General features: G+C 64.2%; 23 protein-coding genes. 11 read left to right on the forward strand and 12 right to left on the reverse strand.

What is annotated here, in order from left to right; genetic code table 11:
* Positions 1-3: 3 nt before the first annotated feature.
* Positions 4-405, forward strand: a complete 402-nt coding sequence (locus DEM26_RS01630; RefSeq protein ID WP_075774041.1) for a DUF983 domain-containing protein — start codon at positions 4-6, stop codon at positions 403-405.
* Complete coding sequence (locus DEM26_RS01635; RefSeq protein ID WP_109171565.1) at positions 398-1,105, forward strand: NUDIX hydrolase; 708 nt, start codon at positions 398-400, stop codon at positions 1,103-1,105. Before DEM26_RS01630 ends, DEM26_RS01635 begins: the two co-directional genes overlap by 8 nt.
* Here the strand turns inward: DEM26_RS01635 and DEM26_RS01640 are convergent.
* The 5 genes from DEM26_RS01640 to msrB all read right to left on the reverse strand — a co-directional run bounded on the left by DEM26_RS01640 (position 1,102) and on the right by msrB (position 4,421).
* Complete coding sequence (locus tag DEM26_RS01640) at positions 1,102-2,004, reverse strand: DMT family transporter (RefSeq protein WP_233242989.1); 903 nt, start codon at positions 2,002-2,004, stop codon at positions 1,102-1,104. The genes DEM26_RS01635 and DEM26_RS01640 overlap by 4 nt on opposite strands.
* Positions 2,001-2,507, reverse strand: coding sequence for a lipocalin family protein (locus DEM26_RS01645; RefSeq protein ID WP_109171566.1), 507 nt, complete (start codon positions 2,505-2,507; stop codon positions 2,001-2,003). The genes DEM26_RS01640 and DEM26_RS01645 overlap by 4 nt, the downstream gene beginning before the upstream one ends.
* A complete protein-coding gene (locus DEM26_RS01650) occupies positions 2,504-2,854 on the reverse strand; it encodes a hypothetical protein (RefSeq protein ID WP_075774039.1) in 351 nt (116 codons plus the stop codon). Before DEM26_RS01650 ends, DEM26_RS01645 begins: the two co-directional genes overlap by 4 nt.
* Positions 2,854-3,900, reverse strand: a complete 1,047-nt coding sequence (locus tag DEM26_RS01655; RefSeq protein WP_075774038.1) for an aldo/keto reductase — start codon at positions 3,898-3,900, stop codon at positions 2,854-2,856. Before DEM26_RS01655 ends, DEM26_RS01650 begins: the two co-directional genes overlap by 1 nt.
* A gap of 80 nt (positions 3,901-3,980) precedes the next feature.
* Complete coding sequence (gene msrB / locus DEM26_RS01660; protein ID WP_088725476.1) at positions 3,981-4,421, reverse strand: peptide-methionine (R)-S-oxide reductase MsrB; 441 nt, start codon at positions 4,419-4,421, stop codon at positions 3,981-3,983.
* A 120-nt stretch (positions 4,422-4,541) separates the two neighbouring features.
* On the opposite strand from msrB, the gene DEM26_RS01665 reads away from it, so the two are divergent.
* Together DEM26_RS01665 and DEM26_RS01670 are read left to right on the forward strand one after the other, a co-directional pair.
* The gene (locus DEM26_RS01665; protein ID WP_109171567.1) at positions 4,542-6,164 is read left to right on the forward strand and encodes an acyl-CoA dehydrogenase family protein; all 1,623 of its coding nucleotides are present in this window, start codon (positions 4,542-4,544) and stop codon (positions 6,162-6,164) included.
* Between the two features lie 53 nt (positions 6,165-6,217).
* Positions 6,218-6,706 (forward strand): cupin domain-containing protein, encoded by a 489-nt coding sequence (locus DEM26_RS01670; protein WP_088719579.1) that lies wholly within the window; start codon positions 6,218-6,220, stop codon positions 6,704-6,706.
* Between the two features lie 16 nt (positions 6,707-6,722).
* Here the strand turns inward: DEM26_RS01670 and ychF are convergent, their stop codons facing one another.
* Positions 6,723-7,820, reverse strand: coding sequence for a redox-regulated ATPase YchF (gene ychF / locus DEM26_RS01675; protein WP_078600446.1), 1,098 nt, complete (start codon positions 7,818-7,820; stop codon positions 6,723-6,725).
* A 115-nt stretch (positions 7,821-7,935) separates the two neighbouring features.
* Between ychF and DEM26_RS01680 the strand changes: the two genes are divergently transcribed.
* Both DEM26_RS01680 and trpA read left to right on the forward strand, forming a co-directional pair.
* Positions 7,936-8,352 carry a VOC family protein gene (locus tag DEM26_RS01680; protein ID WP_088719578.1) on the forward strand — a complete coding sequence of 139 codons (417 nt, stop codon included), beginning with the start codon at positions 7,936-7,938 and terminating at the stop codon, positions 8,350-8,352.
* Positions 8,353-8,468: 116 nt separating this feature from the next.
* Complete coding sequence (trpA, locus tag DEM26_RS01685; RefSeq protein WP_109171568.1) at positions 8,469-9,260, forward strand: tryptophan synthase subunit alpha; 792 nt, start codon at positions 8,469-8,471, stop codon at positions 9,258-9,260.
* Positions 9,261-9,280: 20 nt separating this feature from the next.
* Here the strand turns inward: trpA and DEM26_RS01690 are convergent, their stop codons facing one another.
* On the reverse strand, positions 9,281-10,075 hold the full coding sequence (locus tag DEM26_RS01690) for an ABC transporter permease (RefSeq protein ID WP_075774031.1): 795 nt from the start codon (positions 10,073-10,075) through the stop codon (positions 9,281-9,283).
* 220 nt (positions 10,076-10,295) lie between these two features.
* Here DEM26_RS01690 and DEM26_RS01695 point away from each other — a divergent pair, with 220 nt between their 5' ends.
* The 3 genes from DEM26_RS01695 (at position 10,296) to DEM26_RS01705 (ending at position 12,901) form a co-directional block, all read left to right on the forward strand.
* On the forward strand, positions 10,296-10,898 hold the full coding sequence (locus tag DEM26_RS01695) for a GcrA family cell cycle regulator (RefSeq protein WP_075774030.1): 603 nt from the start codon (positions 10,296-10,298) through the stop codon (positions 10,896-10,898).
* Between the two features lie 150 nt (positions 10,899-11,048).
* Positions 11,049-12,434: a 30S ribosomal protein S12 methylthiotransferase RimO gene (gene rimO, locus DEM26_RS01700; protein ID WP_109171569.1), complete on the forward strand. Its 1,386-nt coding sequence runs from the start codon at positions 11,049-11,051 to the stop codon at positions 12,432-12,434.
* Positions 12,431-12,901 carry a CAP domain-containing protein gene (locus tag DEM26_RS01705; RefSeq protein ID WP_109171570.1) on the forward strand — a complete coding sequence of 157 codons (471 nt, stop codon included), beginning with the start codon at positions 12,431-12,433 and terminating at the stop codon, positions 12,899-12,901. Before rimO ends, DEM26_RS01705 begins: the two co-directional genes overlap by 4 nt.
* Before the next feature lie 5 nt (positions 12,902-12,906).
* Here DEM26_RS01705 and DEM26_RS01710 read toward each other — a convergent pair whose 3' ends face one another.
* From DEM26_RS01710 to DEM26_RS01720, 3 genes are all read right to left on the reverse strand, one after another.
* On the reverse strand, positions 12,907-13,668 hold the full coding sequence (locus DEM26_RS01710; RefSeq protein ID WP_075774027.1) for an ion channel: 762 nt from the start codon (positions 13,666-13,668) through the stop codon (positions 12,907-12,909).
* A 112-nt stretch (positions 13,669-13,780) separates the two neighbouring features.
* Positions 13,781-14,332, reverse strand: a complete 552-nt coding sequence (locus DEM26_RS01715) for a hypothetical protein (protein WP_109171571.1) — start codon at positions 14,330-14,332, stop codon at positions 13,781-13,783.
* A gap of 275 nt (positions 14,333-14,607) precedes the next feature.
* Positions 14,608-14,940, reverse strand: coding sequence for a hypothetical protein (locus tag DEM26_RS01720; RefSeq protein ID WP_075774025.1), 333 nt, complete (start codon positions 14,938-14,940; stop codon positions 14,608-14,610).
* A 282-nt stretch (positions 14,941-15,222) separates the two neighbouring features.
* On the opposite strand from DEM26_RS01720, the gene ettA reads away from it, so the two are divergent.
* A complete protein-coding gene (gene ettA, locus DEM26_RS01725; protein WP_075774024.1) occupies positions 15,223-16,878 on the forward strand; it encodes an energy-dependent translational throttle protein EttA in 1,656 nt (551 codons plus the stop codon).
* A gap of 191 nt (positions 16,879-17,069) precedes the next feature.
* A complete protein-coding gene (locus DEM26_RS01730; RefSeq protein WP_075774023.1) occupies positions 17,070-17,879 on the forward strand; it encodes a division plane positioning ATPase MipZ in 810 nt (269 codons plus the stop codon).
* Positions 17,880-17,981: 102 nt separating this feature from the next.
* Here DEM26_RS01730 and DEM26_RS20290 read toward each other — a convergent pair whose 3' ends face one another.
* Positions 17,982-18,122 (reverse strand): hypothetical protein, encoded by a 141-nt coding sequence (locus DEM26_RS20290; RefSeq protein WP_157771605.1) that lies wholly within the window; start codon positions 18,120-18,122, stop codon positions 17,982-17,984.
* 123 nt (positions 18,123-18,245) lie between these two features.
* Positions 18,246-18,995, reverse strand: a complete 750-nt coding sequence (locus tag DEM26_RS01735; protein WP_075774022.1) for a VPLPA-CTERM sorting domain-containing protein — start codon at positions 18,993-18,995, stop codon at positions 18,246-18,248.
* Positions 18,996-19,073 lie beyond the last annotated feature (78 nt).

Here is a 19,073-nt window from a genome sequence, read left to right on the forward strand (position 1 = left end):
GCAATGCAGTCGCATGACGAATATCACGATGACCGCCCGCTGGGCCGCTCGATCGGGCGAGGCCTGCGCTGTCTCTGTCCGGCCTGCGGCAAGGGGCGGATCTTGCACAGCTATCTCAAGGTGCGCGACACTTGCCCGTCCTGCGGCGAAGACCTCTCGCACCAGCGCGCTGATGACGGCCCGGCCTATCTGACGATCCTGATCGTGGGCCATCTCGCGATCCCGATGATGGCGGCCTATTTCATCGCTTTCCGTCCCGGCCCGTGGGAGATGATCTGGATTTTCGGCATCGGGTCGATGGTGCTCTCGGCGATCCTGTTGCCGCTGATGAAAGGGATGCTGGTAGGCATCCAATGGTCGCGCCGGATGCATGGTTTCGGCGAGGGCGAGATCGTTCATGACTGACACCAAGCCCCCGGAGGACAAAACTGCGCTGCGCGATGCGGCGAGCGTGATCGTCCTGCGCCGTGACGGGACGACAGCTCCTCGTGTGCTAATGGGTCAGCGCGGCGCTGGGGCCGCGTTCATGCCTTCGAAATACGTCTTTCCGGGCGGTGCGCTCGACGCTACCGATTGGGAGGTGCCCTTCGCGTCTCCGCTGCCCGCGCCCGATCATGCGCGGCTCGAGGCCGATGCGCCGAGGGGCATCGGTGCGGCCCTCGCCGCCGCCGCCCTTCGCGAGTTGTGGGAAGAGACCGGGCTCGTACTGGGCGAGAGAACCAACTGGCCCGGCGCGGTACCGGACGATTGGCAGGGCTTTGCCGATCTGGGCTTTCTGCCCTCGGCGGCCAATTTGCGTTTCGTGTTCCGCGCGATCACGCCGCCAGGCCGTCCGCGCCGCTTCGATGCACGGTTTTTCCTAATCGACGCGGACGCAATCCAAGGCGATCTCGACGATTTCTCGCGGGCCTGCGACGAGCTCTCGCATCTGCATTGGGTGCCCCTGCCGGAGGCGCGCGCGCTGAACCTACCGTTCATCACCGAAGTCGTGCTGGCCGAGATCGCGGCGCTGATCACCACCGATCACGCGCTTGGCGCGCCGCATTCGGTGCCGTTCTTCGATAATCGTGGATCGCGATCGGAGTTCCGGCGGATCGGGCTCTAACGCCCCGCCAGCACAATCACGATCAGCGAAACCACGACGAGCGCGATGCCCACCCCTTCGCGCTTGTGCAGCCGCTCGTGGAAGACCAGCGCCGAGGCAAGCAGCGTGAAGACGATCTCCACCTGTCCCAGCGCGCGCACGAAAGCCGCGTTTTGCAGCGAGAAGGCAGTGAACCAGCCCGCCGAGCCCAGAACGCCGGTGATCCCCACGAGCACCGTGCGCCGCCACGCGCCGAACACGCGGGTTAATTCGCCCGGCTCGCGCAGCCGCAGGTAAAGCCCCATCCCGATTGACTGCGCGAAGGTCGCGCAGGCCAGCGCGACGATGGCGCGGCCGAAAAAGTCGAGCGGCTCAAGCTCCAGCGTCGCGCCGCGATAGAAGATCGAGGACAGGCCGAACAGCGCCCCCGCCCCCACGCCGTAAAGCGCCGCACGCGGGTTGAAGCCGCCTTCGGGCGGCTTGGTCAGGAACAGCACCCCCGCCAGCCCGATCGCAATTCCGATCCAGCCGATGGGTCCGACGAACTCGCCAAGGATGATCGCGGAGAACAGGGCGACCTGTACCGTTTCGGTCTTGGTGAAGGCCACGCCCACCGCGAAGTTGCGCAAGCCGAACAGCGCGACCGTCAGGAAGGTCGCCGCCACCTGCGCCGCGCCGCCCGCTATGACGAAACCCCAGAAGGGGCCGCTCAGATGCGGCCACCGCGTGGCGGTCGCGGCCAGAAAGCCCAGCGCCGTCACCGCCGCGAGCGGGAAGCCGAACAGGAAGCGTGAAAACGTCGCGCCGCCGACCGAGAGTTGCGCTCCCGCCAACAGCTTTTGCAGCATGAAGCGGATGGTCTGAACCGCCGCCGCGAACAGGGTCACCCAAACCCAGAGATGCGCCGGCGCGTCGGTCACTTGCCGACCCGCGTCATCTCATAGCCGTTGAAGTCCATGACGTCGCGCGCCGCCTTGATTAGATCGGGCCGGGGCGGGGTCTGCCGCGACAGGATCATCCCCCAACGGCCCGACGGCGTGCCGAGCACAGCCACCCGATAATCGAAATCGACCCAGAGCACCCAGATCGGCTCACCGCCGAACGCGTCCTTCGCCAGAAGCCGCCCGCCCGGTCCGGTGAGCGTGACTTTCTCGTCGACAGCGGCAGGCTTGATGGCGCAATTCGTGCCGCGCAGGCGATAGGCGCTCTTGCCGTCCCACGTCCAGTTTTGCGTGCCCGAGCAGCCCGGAATACCGCTTTCGACGACATGCCACTCGCCAGCGAAGCGCTGCGGATCGAACAGCGAGGCCGAAGAGATCAGCGCCCCCGGCTTGCGGAGCGAGGCGGTCTCCGGCTGAGGCCCACAGCCCGCGAGGGTCAGCGCGATCATGCCGCCCAGCGCGGCGATCTTCGCCCAGCTCATTGCACGCATAGTTGCATCGGGTAGCCCGCCTCGCTCATCACGTCGTTACAGCCCAGAAGCGGTGTTACCGGAGCGCAGGTCTTGGAGCGCGCGAGGCATTCGCCCTCGCATTCGCTGCCCGCCTGGCAGCTCTTGCCGCTATCGGAGGTCATCTTCACGCAGATGAACGCCCCGTCGCGCGCGACCCAGTTGCCGCCGCGCGCGACGCATTCGAATTTACCGGCATCGATCTTTTCCTGCCCGACCAGCGGCAGTTGCTCTGCCGTATCGCCCCCGTCCGTGGTGCCGAAAGGCTTGCAGGCCGCGAGGGCGAGTGCAGCACCCAGAAGGATCGACGCCGCCCGCATCAATAGGGCATCGGGTAGTGCTTATGGAGCTCCGCGATCTTGTCGAGCAGCTCCTTCGGCAGTTCCACCCCTTCCGCGTCGAGGTTAGGTTTGAGCTGGTCGACCGAAGTCGCGCCGACGATCGGGATCACCGGGAAGGGACGGCTCATCACCCAGGCGATCGCCATCGTGACCGGGTGCAGGTCGAACTCCTTGGCGAGCGCCACATAGCGGTCCGCGATCTCGAAAGCGCGCGGATTGGCCCGCCCACCGAGATTGTTGACCAGCGACCGACGGGTATTCTCGGGGATCACGTCGCCGGAATATTTGCCCGTCAGGATACCGGCCGCGAGCGGCGAATAGGCCAGCAGCGTCACCTTCTCCTGTTGGCCGAGCTCGCCGAGATCGAGATCATAATAGCGGCACATCAGCGAATACTCGTTCTGGATCGACTCGACGCGCGGCCCCTTACCCGCCGCGGCCAGTGCCAGCCATTGCGCGGTGCCCCAGGCGCTCTCGTTCGACAGACCGAATTCGCGGATCTTGCCTTCCTGGCGCAGCGCCTCGAGCGTCTCCAGACAGGCGCTCATATCGTCGAGCACCTCCTGCTTCGAGGGCTGCTTCGACGGATCGAAGCGCCACGTCTTGCGGAAGTGATAGGAGCCGCGATTGGGCCAGTGGAACTGGTAGAGGTCGATGTAATCCGTCTGCAGCCGGGTCAGCGAGTCCGTCACAGCCTGCCGGATCCGGGTCGGGCTGATTACCGGGCCTCCCTCGATCGCGTGCGAGCCTTCGCCGGTGATCTTCGTCGCCACCACGAGATCGTCGCGCTTGCCGCGCTTGGCCAGATAAGTGCCCACGATCTGCTCGGTCCGGCCCAAAGTCTCGGCCTTGACCGGGTTCACCGGATACATTTCCGCGGTGTCGAGGAAATTGATCCCGCGGTCGAGCGCGAAGTCGATCTGATCGTGGCCCTCGGCCTCGGTGTTCTGGCTGCCCCAAGTCATCGTTCCGAGGCATATCTCGGACACCATGATCCCGCTTTGACCAAGTTCCAGCTTGCGCATTCCCGCGCCCCCTTTGTCATATGATGTTGCGCGGACCCTGCCACCGGGCCGCGGGAAGGTAAAGACCCCTGACCCGGTGCTTATTCGACCCGGTCCATATACTCGCCGTAGCCCTCGGCCTCCATCTCCTCGTAGGGCACGAAGCGCAGCGAGGCGGAGTTGATGCAATAGCGCAAACCGCCCTGATCGCGCGGGCCGTCGGGGAACACATGGCCCAGATGGCTATCGCCATGTTTCGAGCGCACCTCGACGCGCGTCATCCCGTGGCTGGTATCGGTCAGCTCCACGACATGATCGTCGATCAAGGGCTTGGTGAAGGACGGCCAGCCGCAGCCCGCGTTGTATTTGGTCGAGGAGGCGAAAAGCGGCTCGCCCGAGACCACGTCGACATAGATGCCCTTGGCGGAGTGGTCGTCATATTCGCCCGTGAAGGGGCGCTCGGTGCCATTTTGTTGCGTGACGCGGTATTGCTCGGGGGTGAGTTTCGCGATCGCGTCGTCGGATTTCTGCCATTTGCTCATGATGGGTCTCCCTTTCGCGCCTGATCTAGGCGGCGCAGGCGGCGAGAAAAGCCCTGCCGCCGCGTTTCACTCGCATGTTTTACGGCGCGCGCCTACCATCCGGATCAGGAGGAGTTTGCCATGACCACGCCCGATCCCCGCGCCGATCTGCCCACCCATCATGTCGAGAACCAGCCGCCCGCGCGCGGCGACGTCGATTTGTTCGGCGCGGATGCGCCTCTGCGCGAGGCCGTCGCGCGGGCGGGCGGTCAGACAGATACGCTGTCGGATTACGGCCGGACCCTCGGCACGACCGAGATGCGCGAAGCCGGGCGCGACGCGAACCGCTACCTGCCGGAGCTGCGGCTGTTCGACATGGGTGGACGACGGCTCGACGAAGTGCGCTTTCACCCCGCCTATCATCGCTTCATGGAGGCTGGAATCGGCGCGGGCTACGCCGCGCTGCCATGGGAGGGCGGCAAGGGCGGCCACGCAACCCATGCCGCGATGGTCTATCTCGCAAGCCAGATCGAGCCCGGCAGCTGCTGTCCGATGACGATGACCTATGCCGCCGTGCCTGCCCTCGAGGCCTCGCCCGAGATCGCCGCGATCTGGCGCCCGAAACTGACCGCGCGCAGCTACGATCCGCGCGTGCTGCCGGTGGGCGAGAAGACCGGCGCGACGCTCGGCATGGCGATGACCGAGAAGCAGGGCGGCTCGGACGTGCGCGCGAACACCACGCGGTCCGAGCCGGCGGACGGGCATTGGCGACTGACCGGCCACAAGTGGTTCTGCTCCGCGCCGATGTCGGACGGGTTCCTGACGCTGGCGCAGACCGACAAGGGACTGAGTTGTTTCCTCGTCCCGCGCTGGCTGGAAGGCGAGCGCAACGCGATCCGAATCCAGCGGCTGAAGGACAAGCTGGGCAATCGCTCCAACGCGTCCTCCGAGATCGAATATGAGGGCGCGTTGGCCCATCTTCTGGGCGAGGAAGGCAGGGGCGTCGCCACGATCATCGAGATGGTGCATCACACCCGACTCGACACCGCGCTCGCGCCTGCGGGGCTGATGCGCGCGGCGATCTCCGAGGCGCATCACTGGGCGACGCATCGCGCCGCCTTCCAACGGCGCCTGATCGACCAGCCGCTGATGCGCGCGGTGCTGGCCGATCTGACGTTGGATTGGGAAGGCGCGCTGACGCTGGGGATGCGCGTGGCGCAGGCCTTCGACAGCGCCCGCCCCGAGGATCGCGCCTTCGCCCGGATCGGCGTGGCGCTGGCGAAATATTACGGCAACAAACGCTGCCCCGTGGTGACCTACGAGGCGATGGAGGTGCTGGGCGGCATCGGCTACGTCGAGGACACGCCGATGCCGATGCTCTACCGCGAGGCCCCGCTGAACGGCATCTGGGAAGGCTCGGGCAACGTGATCTGTCTCGACATCCTGCGGACCCTCGCGAAAGAGCCGCTGGCGGCGGAGATGCTGAGCGCGGAGCTGGACGCGGCGCGCGGCACCGATCCGCGCTATGACGCGGCGCTGGCCGATCACCTCGCCCGCTGGCCTGCGCTCCCACCCGAGGCCGAGGCGCGCTGGTTCGCGGAACGGCTCGCGCTGCTCCTGACCGCGTCGCTGCTGATCCGAAATGCACCTGCTGCGGTGAGTGACGCCTTCGTCGCGACGCGGCTTGCGGGCGAGGGGGGCCGGACCACCGGCGCGATGGCGGGCAGCGATGTCTCTGCTATCCTGGACCGGATCGCTGGCTGAGACTGCGGAAGCCTCCGTCGGGGATATTTGGATCAAGGAGAAGGAGGGGCGCGATGAGCGAAGACCGATATCTGATCCGGGCCGATGAGATCGCGGCGATGGAGGGGCTGGCCAAGACGCATTTCCTCAACCCGAATGCTCGGCGGATCAACAAGAGCCTTGGCGATGCGACGGGGCTGACCGGGATCGGGGTGCATATCATCGAAGTGGAGCCCGGCTGCGAGACCACCGAGTTTCACCGCCACCACCACGAGGACGAGGCGATCTTCGTGCTCAGCGGCGAGGCGACCGCGCGGATCGGCGAAGAGCGTCACGCGATCGGGCCGGGCGATTTCATCGGCTACCGCGCGGGCGGCGCGGCCCATACGATCGAGAATACCGGATCGGAGATGTTGCGGCTGCTCGTGATGGGCCAGCGCCTACCCCATGACGTGGGCGACTATCCCGACAAGGCCAAGCGGCTCTACCGCAATGCGGGGATGCCGTGGCAGATCGTGGATGTCGACGCGATCACGGAGGTCAAGGCGGGGGCGAAGAAGTGACGCCCCCAGCCGAGGTTCACGCGTTGAACAGGAAGTGCAGCACGTCGCCGTCTTTGACTTCGTAGGTCTTGCCCTCGACGCGGAACTTGCCGGCCTCTTTCGCGCCCGCCTCGCCCTTGTTGGCGACGTAGTCGTCGTAGGAGACCGTCTCGGCGCGGATGAAGCCGCGTTCGAAATCGCCGTGGATGACGCCCGCCGCCGCCGGGGCCAGCGTGCCCTTGCGGATCGTCCAGGCGCGGGCCTCTTTCGGGCCGACGGTGAAATAGGTCTGCAGGCCCAGCAGGTCGTAGCCCGCGCGGATCAGGCGGTCGAGACCGGCCTCTTCCAGCCCCATCTCTTCGAGGAACATCTCGGCTTCCTCGGCGTCGAGCTGCGAGATTTCCTCTTCGATCTTGGCCGAGATCACCACGGTGCCCGCGCCCTGCTCGGCGGCCATCTTGGCGACCGCTTCGGATTTCGAGTTGCCGGTCGCGGCGGAGCCTTCCTCGACATTGCAGACATAGAGAACCGGCTTGGCGGTCAGCAGCTGCAGCATGTTCCACGCTTTGCGGTCGTCCTCGGACACCTCGACGGTGCGCGCGGGGCGACCGGCTTCCAGAGCCTCTTTCGCTTGCTCCAGAAGGCGCATCGCCTCCTTGGCTTCCTTGTCGCCGGATTTCACCTTGCGGGCGAGGTTCGCGATACGCTTCTCGAGGCTTTCGAGATCGGCGATCATCAGTTCGGTCTCGATGGTTTCGGCATCGGCCACCGGATCGACGCGGCCTTCCACATGGGTCACGTCGCCATCTTCAAAGCAGCGCAGCACATGGGCGATCGCATCGACCTCGCGGATATTGGCGAGGAACTGGTTGCCCAGCCCCTCCCCTTTCGAGGCGCCTTTCACGAGCCCGGCGATATCGACGAAGGTCATTCGGGTCGGGATCACCTCTTTCGAGCCTGCAATCTGGGCCAGCGTGTCGATCCGCTCATCGGGAACGGCCACTTCGCCGACATTCGGTTCGATCGTGCAGAAGGGAAAATTCGCCGCCTGCGCGGCCGCCGTCTTGGTCAGCGCGTTGAAGAGGGTGGATTTGCCCACGTTCGGCAGACCCACGATACCCATCTTGAAACCCATTTCGCCCTCCTGTTTGTGGCTGCGCGCTTCTTATTCATTGGCCGCCCCCGGTGCAAGCGCGCGCGAGGGCCGGAATCGTGATAGGCTGGCCTTCGTGTTCAGGGAGGTGACCGCGATGAGTTTCGAACCCTACATCCACTTTCAAGGAAACTGCGAAGAGGCGATGCGTTTCTATGCCGACCTCTTCGGCACTGAGCCCCCCTTCCTCATGCGTTATGGCGACATGCCCGAGGCCAGCGAAGGCATGAGCGATAGCGGCAAGGTGCGGATCATGCATGCGCTGATCAAGCTCGGAGATGGCGCGCTGATGGCCTCGGATTGGCCCGAGGGGCGCGATCGTCCGCAAAGCTCGGTTTCGATCTCGCATGTTTCGGACAGCCGGGAGGCCGCGAAGGCGATCTTCGAGCGGCTGATGGATGGGGCCGAGGAGGTCATGATGCCTTTCGACGACACGTTCTGGGCCGACGGGTTCGGAATGCTGCGTGACCGTTTCGGAACGGCGTGGATGATCAACGGCCCCTCGAAGATGTAGGCGCGGTCCGTCGCCGCAGTATGCGCGGGCCGTCGTGGCATTCGATCACGCGCGCGAGGCATTGATTTTCCCGCCCTCATCGCGCAAACCGCTTCGGGACCAGCCGGAGGGACGCCATGACTCGCATCGACGCCAAATTCGCCAGCCTCAAGAAAGAGGGCAAGAAAGCCTTCGTCTCTTACATCATGGCGGGCGACCCGGATCTGGAGACCTCGCTCGAGGTGATGAAGGGCCTGCCGGCGGCAGGCGTCGACATCATCGAGCTGGGCGTACCCTTCACCGATCCGATGGCCGACGGTCCGACGATCCAGCTGGCCGGGCAGCGCGCGCTCGACGGCGGGCAAACGCTGCAGAAGACGCTCGACATGGCGGCGGAATTCCGCAAGACGGACGACACCACGCCGATCGTGCTGATGGGCTATTACAACCCGATCTATTCGCGCGGCGTGGATCGCTTCCTCGAAGATGCGAAGGCCGCGGGCATCGACGGGCTGATCGTGGTCGACCTGCCGCCGGAAGAGGATGAGGAGCTTTGCATCCCCGCGCAGGCTGCCGGGATCAACTTCATCCGCCTAGCGACGCCGACGACCGACGACAAGCGCCTGCCCAAGGTTCTGCAGAACACGTCCGGTTTTGTCTATTACGTCTCGGTGACGGGGATTACCGGCTCTCAGGCCGCGCAGGCGACCGAGGTCGGCCCGGAAGTCGCACGGATCAAGGCCAAGACCGATCTGCCGGTGATCGTTGGTTTCGGCATCACGACGCCCGATGCGGCCAAGACCATCGCGGGCGTGGCCGATGGCTGCGTCGTGGGCTCGGCCATCGTGAAAGAGATCGCCGAGGGCAAGCCGGTGGCCGAGGTTCTGGACTTCGTGAAAGGCCTCGCGGGCGGCGCGCACTCGGCGTAAGTCGCCGCGCCGCGACTGGCTCAGGGCTTCATGCGATAGCCAATGCGCAGCCAGTACCAGCCGAGTCCCAGAACCACGATCAGCGCCACGCCGATCACCGCCAGACCGTGCCACGGTGACGCATCGGACACACCGAGGAAGCCGAAGCGGGCCATGTCGATCAGGTAGAAGACCGGATTGTAATGGGTCAGGATCTGGAAGGCCGGCGGCAACGCCTTGGCCGAGTAGAAGGTTCCCGACAGGAACGACAGCGGCGTGATGATGAAGTTGGTGATCGCCGCCATCTGGTCGAACTTGTCGGCAAACACCGCCGCCAGAATGCCCAGCCCGCCAAGGAAGGCAGCGCCGAAGACGACTGCGGCCAGCGCCCAGAGCGGATGTGCGACACCCTGCCCCAGCACGACAAACAGCCCGATCCAGATCACGACCGCCACGATCAGCGCGCGCGCTACCGCGCCGGTCAGATACCCCACGAGGATTTCCCAGGGCGCGAGCGGCGGCATCAGCGTGTCGACGATATTGCCCTGCACCTTCGCGATCACGATCGAGCTGGACGTATTGGCAAAGGCGTTTTGGATCACCGTCATCATCAGGATGCCCGGCGCAATGAAATGCAGAAAATCGACGCCGAGCACGTCGGCCCGATTGCGCCCGAAGGCCAGCGCGAAGACGGTCAGGAACAGCCCGGCGGTGATCAGCGGCGCCAACACCGTCTGCTGCCAGACCGCGAGAAAGCGGCGAATCTCGCGCCAGCCCAACATCCGCAGGCCCATCCAGTTTACCGCGCCAAAACGGCGCACACCGATCTCGTACATCCTGATACTCCCGTTGTTGACCGCTCCCTACACGCTCGCGGCCCGCAGCTCAACGCAGCGAGCGCACAGCCGGTTTCCCGCTTGCGCACGCGCCCGAACCGCCTCGTAGCCCTTGAAAAGCGGGCCCCGCGATTGTATCTCTGCGCTCTCCCGCTAAAATAGGGATTGAAACTGGAATGGCCTGCAAGACGGACTTGCAGGAAACCAAGGAAGGATGCCCATGTCCTGGACCGATGAACGCGTCGAATTGCTCAAGAAGATGTGGACCGAAGGCCAATCGGCCAGCCAGATCGCGAAAGAGCTGGGCGGTGTGACGCGCAACGCGGTGATCGGCAAGGTGCATCGCCTCGGCCTGTCGAACCGCACCGGCGGCGCAGCAGAGCCCGCGAAACCCGAGCCGAAAGCCAAGCCCGAGAAGGTCGAGGCGAAACCCGAGAAGCCCGCCGCGCAGCCCGCGGCCGAGGCGCCGGACCCCAAACCTGCCGCGAAACCGGCGAGCCCCGCGCCCGCTCAGGCCGCAGCCCCGTCGGCCGCGCCCGCACGCAAGGCGATCATCCCCGCCGGCCAGCCGCTGCCGCCGCAGCCGTCGGCCAACGAGATCGACCCGGCCGCGCTGGCCAAGGTCGGCGAGGTCGAGAAACACGCCAAGAAGCTTGGCCTGATGGAACTGACCGAGCGCACTTGCAAATGGCCGATCGGCGACCCTGCGACCGAGGAATTCTGGTTCTGCGGCCTGCCGAGCCAATCCGGTAAGCCCTATTGCGAGGCCCATGTCGGCGTCGCCTTCCAGCCGATGAGCTCGCGCCGCGACCGTCGCCGCTGAGGCCGCTTCCCCCGTGATATCGAAGGGCGCCCCGCGAGGCGCCCTTTTCGTTTGAACCGGTCACACACGCCGCAATCCCGCCGCCCCAACCGACGCTGCCCCGATGCGAGGGGCTTTTCGGGGCGCCCTGCAAAGGCTATATCGCGCGCCATGAGCACGAACCCTCCGAACCTGCGTCCCGATCTCGCGCCCCGCGCGCGCATCACGGATGCCCCCCGCCCCGGTCAGCCGCTGATCGGGATGGTCTCGCTTGGCTGTCCGAAAGCGCTGGTCGACAGCGAACGCATCCTGACGCGACTGCGCGCCGAGGGCTACGCGATCTCGCCCGATTACGCGGGCGCGGATGCTGTCATCGTGAACACCTGCGGTTTTCTCGACAGCGCCAAGGCGGAAAGCCTCGAGGCCATTGGCGAGGCGCTGAACGAGAACGGTCGGGTCATCGTAACTGGCTGCCTCGGTGCCGAGCCCGAATATATCACCGGCGCTCACCCGTCCGTGCTCGCAGTGACCGGGCCGCATCAATACGAGCAGGTTCTCGACGCGGTCCATGCGGCCGTGCCGCCCGATCCCGATCCCTTCGTCGACCTCCTGCCCGCCGCGGGCGTGAAGCTGACGCCGCGCCATTACAGCTACCTCAAGATTTCCGAGGGCTGTAACCACAAGTGCAAGTTCTGCATCATCCCTGACATGCGCGGCCGCCTCGTCAGTCGTCCGGCCCATGCGATCGGCCGCGAGGCCGAGAAGCTGGTCGGTGCGGGCGTGCGCGAATTGCTGGTGATCTCGCAGGACACCTCCGCTTACGGCGTCGATATCAAACATGCCGAAGAGCGGGGCCACCGCGCGCATATCACCGATCTCGCCCGCGATCTGGGGTCGCTCGGCGCATGGGTGCGGCTGCATTACGTCTATCCCTACCCGCATGTGCGCAATCTGATCCCGCTGATGGCGGAAGCACAGGAGAACGGTGGCGGCGTTCTGCCTTACCTCGACATCCCGTTCCAGCACGCCCATCCGGACGTGCTCAAACGGATGGCGCGGCCCGCGGCCTCGGCCAAGACGCTCGACGAGATCGCGGCATGGCGCGCGGCTTGCCCGGATATCACGCTGCGCTCGACCTTCATCGTCGGCTATCCCGGCGAGACCGAGGAGGAGTTCCAGTACCTGCTCGACTGGATGGACGAGGCGAAGCTCGATCGCGTCGGCTGCTTCCAGTACGAGAATGTCGAGGGCGCGCGCTCGAACAGCCTTCCAGATCATGTGCCCGACGAGGTCAAGCAGGACCGCTGGAACCGCTTCATGGAGAAGGCGCAGGCGATTTCCGAGGCGAAGCTGCAGGCCAAGGTGGGCTCTGTGCAGCAGGTGATCGTGGATGCGGTCGATGCGGAAGGCGCCACTTGCCGCACCAAGGCAGATGCTCCCGAGATCGACGGCAACCTGTTCATCGATGAGGATTTCGAGAATCTCAGCCCCGGTGATATCGTGACGGTCGAGGTCGACGAGGCCTCGGAATACGATCTCTGGGGACGACTCGTTTGATCCGCATTTTCGCCCTGTCCGCCTTGCTTCTCGGCCTGCTCCCGCTCGCGGCGCAGGCTGGCGAGTGCGCCATCGATGCCGCGCAGGGGCGAGAGATCGCGCAGGCAACCTCGCAACAGCGACAGGCGCAGGGCCTCAACGCGCTCGCGATGGACCCGCAATTGACACAGGCAGCCGCGGCACAGGGCTGCGACATGGCCCGGCGCGGCTTCTTTGCCCACACGGGCTCCGACGGGTCGACCCCACTCACGCGCGCGGAGCGCGCGGGCTTTCACGCCTGCCTGATCGCCGAGAATGTTGCGATGGGCCAGCGCGATCCGGGCGAAACCTTCGACGCCTGGATGAAGTCGTCCGGCCATCGCCGCAACATCCTGCTACGCGGCGTGACGCGGATCGGCGTGGCGGTCGTCCCCAAGCGCGACGGCAAGGGCCCGTGGTACGTGATGGTGCTCGCCAAGCCCTGCTGAGGCGCTCAGGTTATCCCTTCGGTGTCGATATGGATGACCTCGCCGCAATGCTTGCAATGGACCGCATCGGCATCGTGCAGTTTCAGCCCGCAGGTCGGGCATTCGTGACGCACCTTCGTTGGCCGGAACAGAACCTGAGCGAGCCGCAGGAACAGCGTCACCCCGAAGATCATGATCGCGACCGAGATCATCCGCCCCCATTCGCCCTTGGGGGTGATGTCGCCGAAGCCCGTCGTCGTCAGCGTGGTGACGGTGAAATAGAGCGCGTCGGCGTAATTTTTGATCTCCGGGTTGATCCGCACCTGCGTCGAATAGATCAGCCCGGTCATGACGAAGAGGAAAACCAGAAGGTTGATCGCCGCGACGATGATCTCTTCGTGGTGCCGGAATAGAGAGAAATCCGCCCGCAGGCGCGCGAGCAATTGGTAGGTGTGCAACAGCCGCAGCGTCCGCAGGATTCGCAGAAAGCCCAACCCCTGCCCCGCGATCGGCGCAAGGAAGGAGCCGATCGCGATCAGGTCCGCCCAGGTCGGCGCGCGGGTCCAGAACCGCACCTTCTCGCCCGAGATCGCGTAACGGGCGAGGAAATCCGCCACGATCACGACGCCGATCACGGCATCGATCGCGCCTATGGTGCTGGAATGCGGAAAGAACGAGGTCACGATGACGAAGACGATCGTCAAGAGGTCGAAAATCAGAAGCCCGTAGCGGAAGACATGCGCCCGGTGGCTCTCGCCCTCGTAATAATGCCTTAGCGTTTCGAGCATGTTCTCTCCCATAGGTCTCGCTCAGGGATACAGGCTTTGACCGCCCTGTCAAAGCGCATGAAAAAGGCGGCCCCGAAGGACCGCCCCTTTCGTCAAGTCAGGCGATGTCAGGTCAGGAAGCCTTCGGCGCGAAGTGCATCGTCGTGGGTTGCGACGAAGCGCCTTGGGTCACGATGAAATGGGCGTCGCCATAGTTGCCGCGCTGCACGTCATGCTGGATGCGCTGAAGCTGGGCAACGGTGTAGTTGTCGGGGTTGAGCCCAAGCTGCGAAGCCATCTGGGTCTTGCCCGGCGTGGTCTTGCCGAGGCCGGGACCGCCCGGTTGCCGGTCCGCGTGGCTGCGGTAGTAGGCCAGCTTGGCAGTATCGCCCTTGCGCGCTGCGTGGAGCATTTTCTGCAACTCGCCCACCGAATATTGCGTGGGATCGACATTATTTAGACCGGCGAAGGTTTGCAGCTCTGCGGCAACTTGCGCTCTGCCCTGATTGGTCGCGTTGACGACCATCGATGACCCTTGGGTTTGCGGCGTCATCGAAGGCGCGATGACACCCAGGTCCGAATTATTGTCAGACCCGTTATAGGTCGTGGCGGCCGAAGCGAGTCCGGCGGAGCTTGCCGTGAGGGCGAGCGCTGCGATAGCAGTAGTCAGAAGATTGCGGGTCATGATGAAATCCTTTCATCAGCAGGTTGATTTTCCGCAGCACCGTCTGGCGCCGATGACCCCGACTTATGAACCCAATCATCGCACAAAAGGCCGTTTCGGCCCGCTCCCATGTTTACTCAAACACATATACACAGGGAACTCTCGCCCGTTCCAGACGCCGTGAAGTATCTGGAATACATGTGAAAACCAATTTTATCGAAAGAAAATGACAGGTTCGCACAAATAGAAACGGCCCCCGCGAGGGAGCCGTTTTCGGTCAGAACACTGCGTCGACCTTACGCGTCACGGCCCATCACGGGCTGCGGCGCCACGTCGACCGGCTGACGGTTGGTGTGGTTGATGACGTATTTCGCCTCGTCGCGATTGCCGTTGCGCAGCGCGTTCTGGATGCGGAACAGCTCGGCGGTGGTGTATTCGGCCGGGTTCAGACCGAGTTGGGCCGCGATCTGGGCCTTGCCGGGGGTCACTTCGCCAACAGCCGAGCCTTTGCTGGCCGACGAGCTTTGCGACATCGAGGGCGCGATGGAGCCGTAGCCGTCACCGCCGGCAGCAGCCAGCGACGTGCTCAGGGCGAGGGCGAGGACGGAAGTCGTGATAAGCGTTTTCATGGTTACTCTCCTATACGAATACGCATGTTGTTCTTCTCACCGAGAGCGAAGCGACAGGGGGAAGCGTCTGTGCCCTCGGCGATGACGCTGATCTAGGATCGTTCGCATTCGCAGGAAACTGGCGATTTCAAACACAGTTCTGCGCATCTGCGCACCTTGAAAATTGACAGTTCCGCGACAGAAGCGGCAGGCTCGCCCGTAGGCTCCCGCCACGCCCCCTTTCCCTATCCCGGCTTTCCGCATAGAAGGCGCCCAAACCCCTTATTCCATACGAGGTCGACTATGGCGTCCTATCAATATGTCTATCACATGGATGGTGTCTCGAAGACCTATCCGGGTGGCAAGAAATGCTTCGAAAACATCCGCCTGAATTTCCTTCCCGGCGTGAAGATCGGCGTCGTGGGCGTAAACGGCGCGGGTAAGTCCACGCTGCTGCGCATCATGGCCGGCATCGACAAGGATTTCTCGGGCGAGGCCTGGGCCGCGAAAGGCGCGAAAGTCGGTTACCTCCCGCAGGAACCTGATCTGGACCCGGCGCTGAACGTGCGCGGCAACGTCATGGAAGGCGTGGCCGCCAAGAAGGCCAAGCTGGAGCGCTTCAACGAGCTGGCGATGAACTACTCGGACGAGACCGCCGAGGAGATGGCCCAGCTGCAGGACGAGATCGACTCGGAGAACCTGTGGGATCTCGACAGCCAGGTCGACGTCGCGATGGAGGCCCTGCGCTGCCCGCCGGACGACGCCGATGTCGAAACCCTCTCGGGCGGTGAGCGCCGCCGGGTCGCGCTGTGCAAGCTGCTGCTCGAAGCGCCCGACATGCTCCTGCTCGACGAACCGACCAACCACCTCGACGCGGAAACCATCGCGTGGCTGCAAAAGCACCTGATCGAATACAAGGGCACGATCCTCTGCGTCACGCACGACCGTTACTTCCTCGACGACATCACCTCGTGGATCCTCGAACTCGAGCGCGGCCGCGGCATCCCTTACGAGGGCAACTACTCCGCATGGCTGGAGCAGAAAGCGAAGCGCCTCGAGCAGGAAGCCCGCGAAGACAAGGCCAAGCAGAAGGTCCTCGAGAAGGAACTTCAGTGGATTCGCGCCGGCGCGAAAGCCCGTCAGGCGAAGTCCAAAGCGCGTATCTCGGCCTATGAAAAGATGGCGGACCAGTCCGAGCGCGAGCGCGTCGGCAAGGCCCAGATCATCATCCCGAACGGCCCGCGTCTTGGCGGTAAGGTGATCGAAGTCGAGGGCATCTCGAAACACTACGGCGACAAGCAACTGATCGAGGATCTCTCCTTCTCGATCCCGCCGGGCGCCATCGTCGGCGTGATCGGCCCGAACGGCGCCGGTAAATCCACGCTGTTCCGCATGATCACCGGTCAGGACAAGCCCGACACCGGCGAGATCACCCTCGGCGAGACCGTCAAGCTCGCCTATGTCGACCAGTCGCGCGACGCGCTGGATGCGAACAAGACCGTCTGGGAAGAAATCTCCGGCGGGGCCGAACTCATCGAACTGGGCGACGCGCAGGTCAACAGCCGCGCCTATTGCGGCGCGTTCAACTTCAAGGGCGGCGACCAGCAGAAGAAGGTGGGTCTCCTCTCGGGTGGTGAGCGCAACCGCGTCCACATGGCCAAGCTGCTGAAAGAGGGCGGCAACGTGCTACTGCTCGACGAACCGACCAACGATCTGGACGTCGAAACCCTGCAGGCGCTGGAAGCCGCGATCGAAGACTTCGCCGGCAACGCGATCATCATCTCGCACGACCGCTTCTTCCTCGACCGCCTCTGCACCCACATCCTCGCCTTCGAGGGCGACGCCCATGTGGAATTCTTCGAGGGCAACTTCGAGGACTACGAAGAAGACAAGATCCGTCGTCTCGGCCCGGATGCGGTCGAGCCGAAGCGGGTGAAGTATAAGAAGTTCAGCCGGTAAGTTCCGACACACACTTCGAACGAAAAGCGAAAGCGCAGAGCATAACCATGCTCTGCGCTTTTCTCTGTTGCTTAAACGCAGTGTTTCTAGGCCACGGCACCTCGCCCCTCGCGCGCCACCTTCCCCAGTTCCCTATTGCCATCTATAGTGTCTGGTAAGGGACAAGACACAAGACAAAGCGGGGATGGGACTTGGCGCATATCATCGTGATGGGCAACGAAAAGGGTGGGTCGGGGAAGTCCACCACCTCGATGCATGTGGCGACCGCCTTGGCGCGGATGGGATGGAAAGTCGGGGCGCTCGATCTCGATCTGCGGCAGCGCAGCTTCGGGCGCTATATCGAGAACCGGCTGGCCTATATGGATCGCGAGGGGCTCGACCTTCCCTGCCCCGATTATCGCGAACTGCCCGAGGTGGACGCCTCGACGCTGGGTCCGGGCGAGAACCCCTATGACCACCGTCTGTCTACCGCCGTGGCCGAGATGGAGCCGTCCTGCGATTTCATCCTGATCGACTGCCCCGGCTCGCATACGCGGCTGTCTCAGGTCGCGCATTCCCTGGCCGATACGCTGGTCACGCCGCTCAATGACAGTTTCATCGATTTCGACCTGCTGGCGCGGATCGATCCGGTGACGTCGAAGGTGATCGGCCCCTCGATCTATTCCGAGATGGTCTGGTCGGCGCGGCAGCTGCGCGCGAAGGCGGGGTTGAAGCCGATCGACTGGATCGTGCTGCGCAACCGCGTGGGCGCCCAGCAGATGCACAACAAGCGCAAGGTGGGCGCGGCGCTCGAACAGCTCTCGAAGCGCATCGGGTTCCGCGTCTCGCCCGGCTTCTCCGAACGGGTGATCTTCCGCGAGCTGTTCCCGCGCGGGCTGACGCTTCTGGACCTGAAGGACCTCGGCGTCGAGAGCCTCAACATCTCCAACGTGGCGGCCCGTCAGGAAGTGCGCGACCTGATGAAGGAGCTGGACCTGCCCGGCGTCGCGGTCGACTTCTGAGGCCCTCTCCCGGCGCGAAAAGCGGAAAAAACAAACGCCCGCTGGGAATGACCCTCGGGCGTTTCGTCACTGGCACTGGTCTTGCACTAAGGCGCGCGGCTCTTACTGAGGCTTCGGCATCTCGGCGAAGGGCGAGACGCGGCTGCGGCGGGGCGCGGGCATCGCGCCAAGGGCCTTCATCCTCACTTCGATACGGTCCTCCCGACGCTTGAAGAAGCTGAAAAGGGCAATCAGGCGGCTCATTCCGTGTCTCCTTTGCATCGACGCCGTTCTGGCGTCACCCTTTCAGATTTCCGCTCAATTGAGGCGCTTACGTGGCGGGCTGTGGATATGTCGGTGGCGTTGTCGGGACGCTTTCACGGCCTGTTACGCGGCGGCAAAGCTGTCGCAATTTGCGACCGGGTCGCGCGCGCGCCGGCGACCGAGCCAGCCAAGCCCCACGAAAAGCCCCAGCCCAGCCAGCATCATCCAGACCGAGGCGGGCAGCGGCACCGTCGCGGGCGTCTCGACCATCATCGCGATCTCGTCCAGCGAGGCGTTCATGTAGTAGTAATTCGTCTCGACATCGAACTGGATTCCCAGCGTCGAGCCCACCCCGGCCTGCAGGTAGCTGGTCAGGTCGTAGCTCAGCGCCGTCGCACCCTGTGTCGTCGCATCGCCCGGCTGCGTCGCGAAAATCTGCGAGATCACCGCCCCCGCGTTGTCGATCAGGCTCACGCGGAACTGCTGGTTCGGGTCATCGTAGCCCAGCAGGTAATGGTTCACGATCTGATAGGTGAAGTTGAAGCTGGCGCTGATCACCTGATCGGGCACCGCGAAGAATTGCGTCAACGTCGATACACCGTAGCCGGTCTGCTCGTTCATCACGTCGTAATTGCCCGAAATCGGATCGACGCGCCGCGTCGGCCCGCGCGGGTTGAACCGCCCGTTATTGATCTGGAAGTCATCGGCGAAGGCGGTGCTCGATGTGCTCCAGCCCGAGAGGTTACCGGTCTCGAAATCACCGTTCGTGATCAAGTCCACGGTCACCGCCTGCGCGGCGGAACTGTACAGAACGCTCGCCACAAAGAGGGCAAGGGCGCGTTTCACGAAACGGGCAATGGTAATCCGGAACATCGTTACACTCGATCTCAATGGTGCCGATCCGTCCTTGCGAATGCGGCTTCTTTAACTTTCTTTAACCATTGAAATCGG

The organism is Thioclava sp. NG1 (assembly GCF_003122275.1).
Taxonomy (GTDB): domain Bacteria; phylum Pseudomonadota; class Alphaproteobacteria; order Rhodobacterales; family Rhodobacteraceae; genus Thioclava; species Thioclava nitratireducens.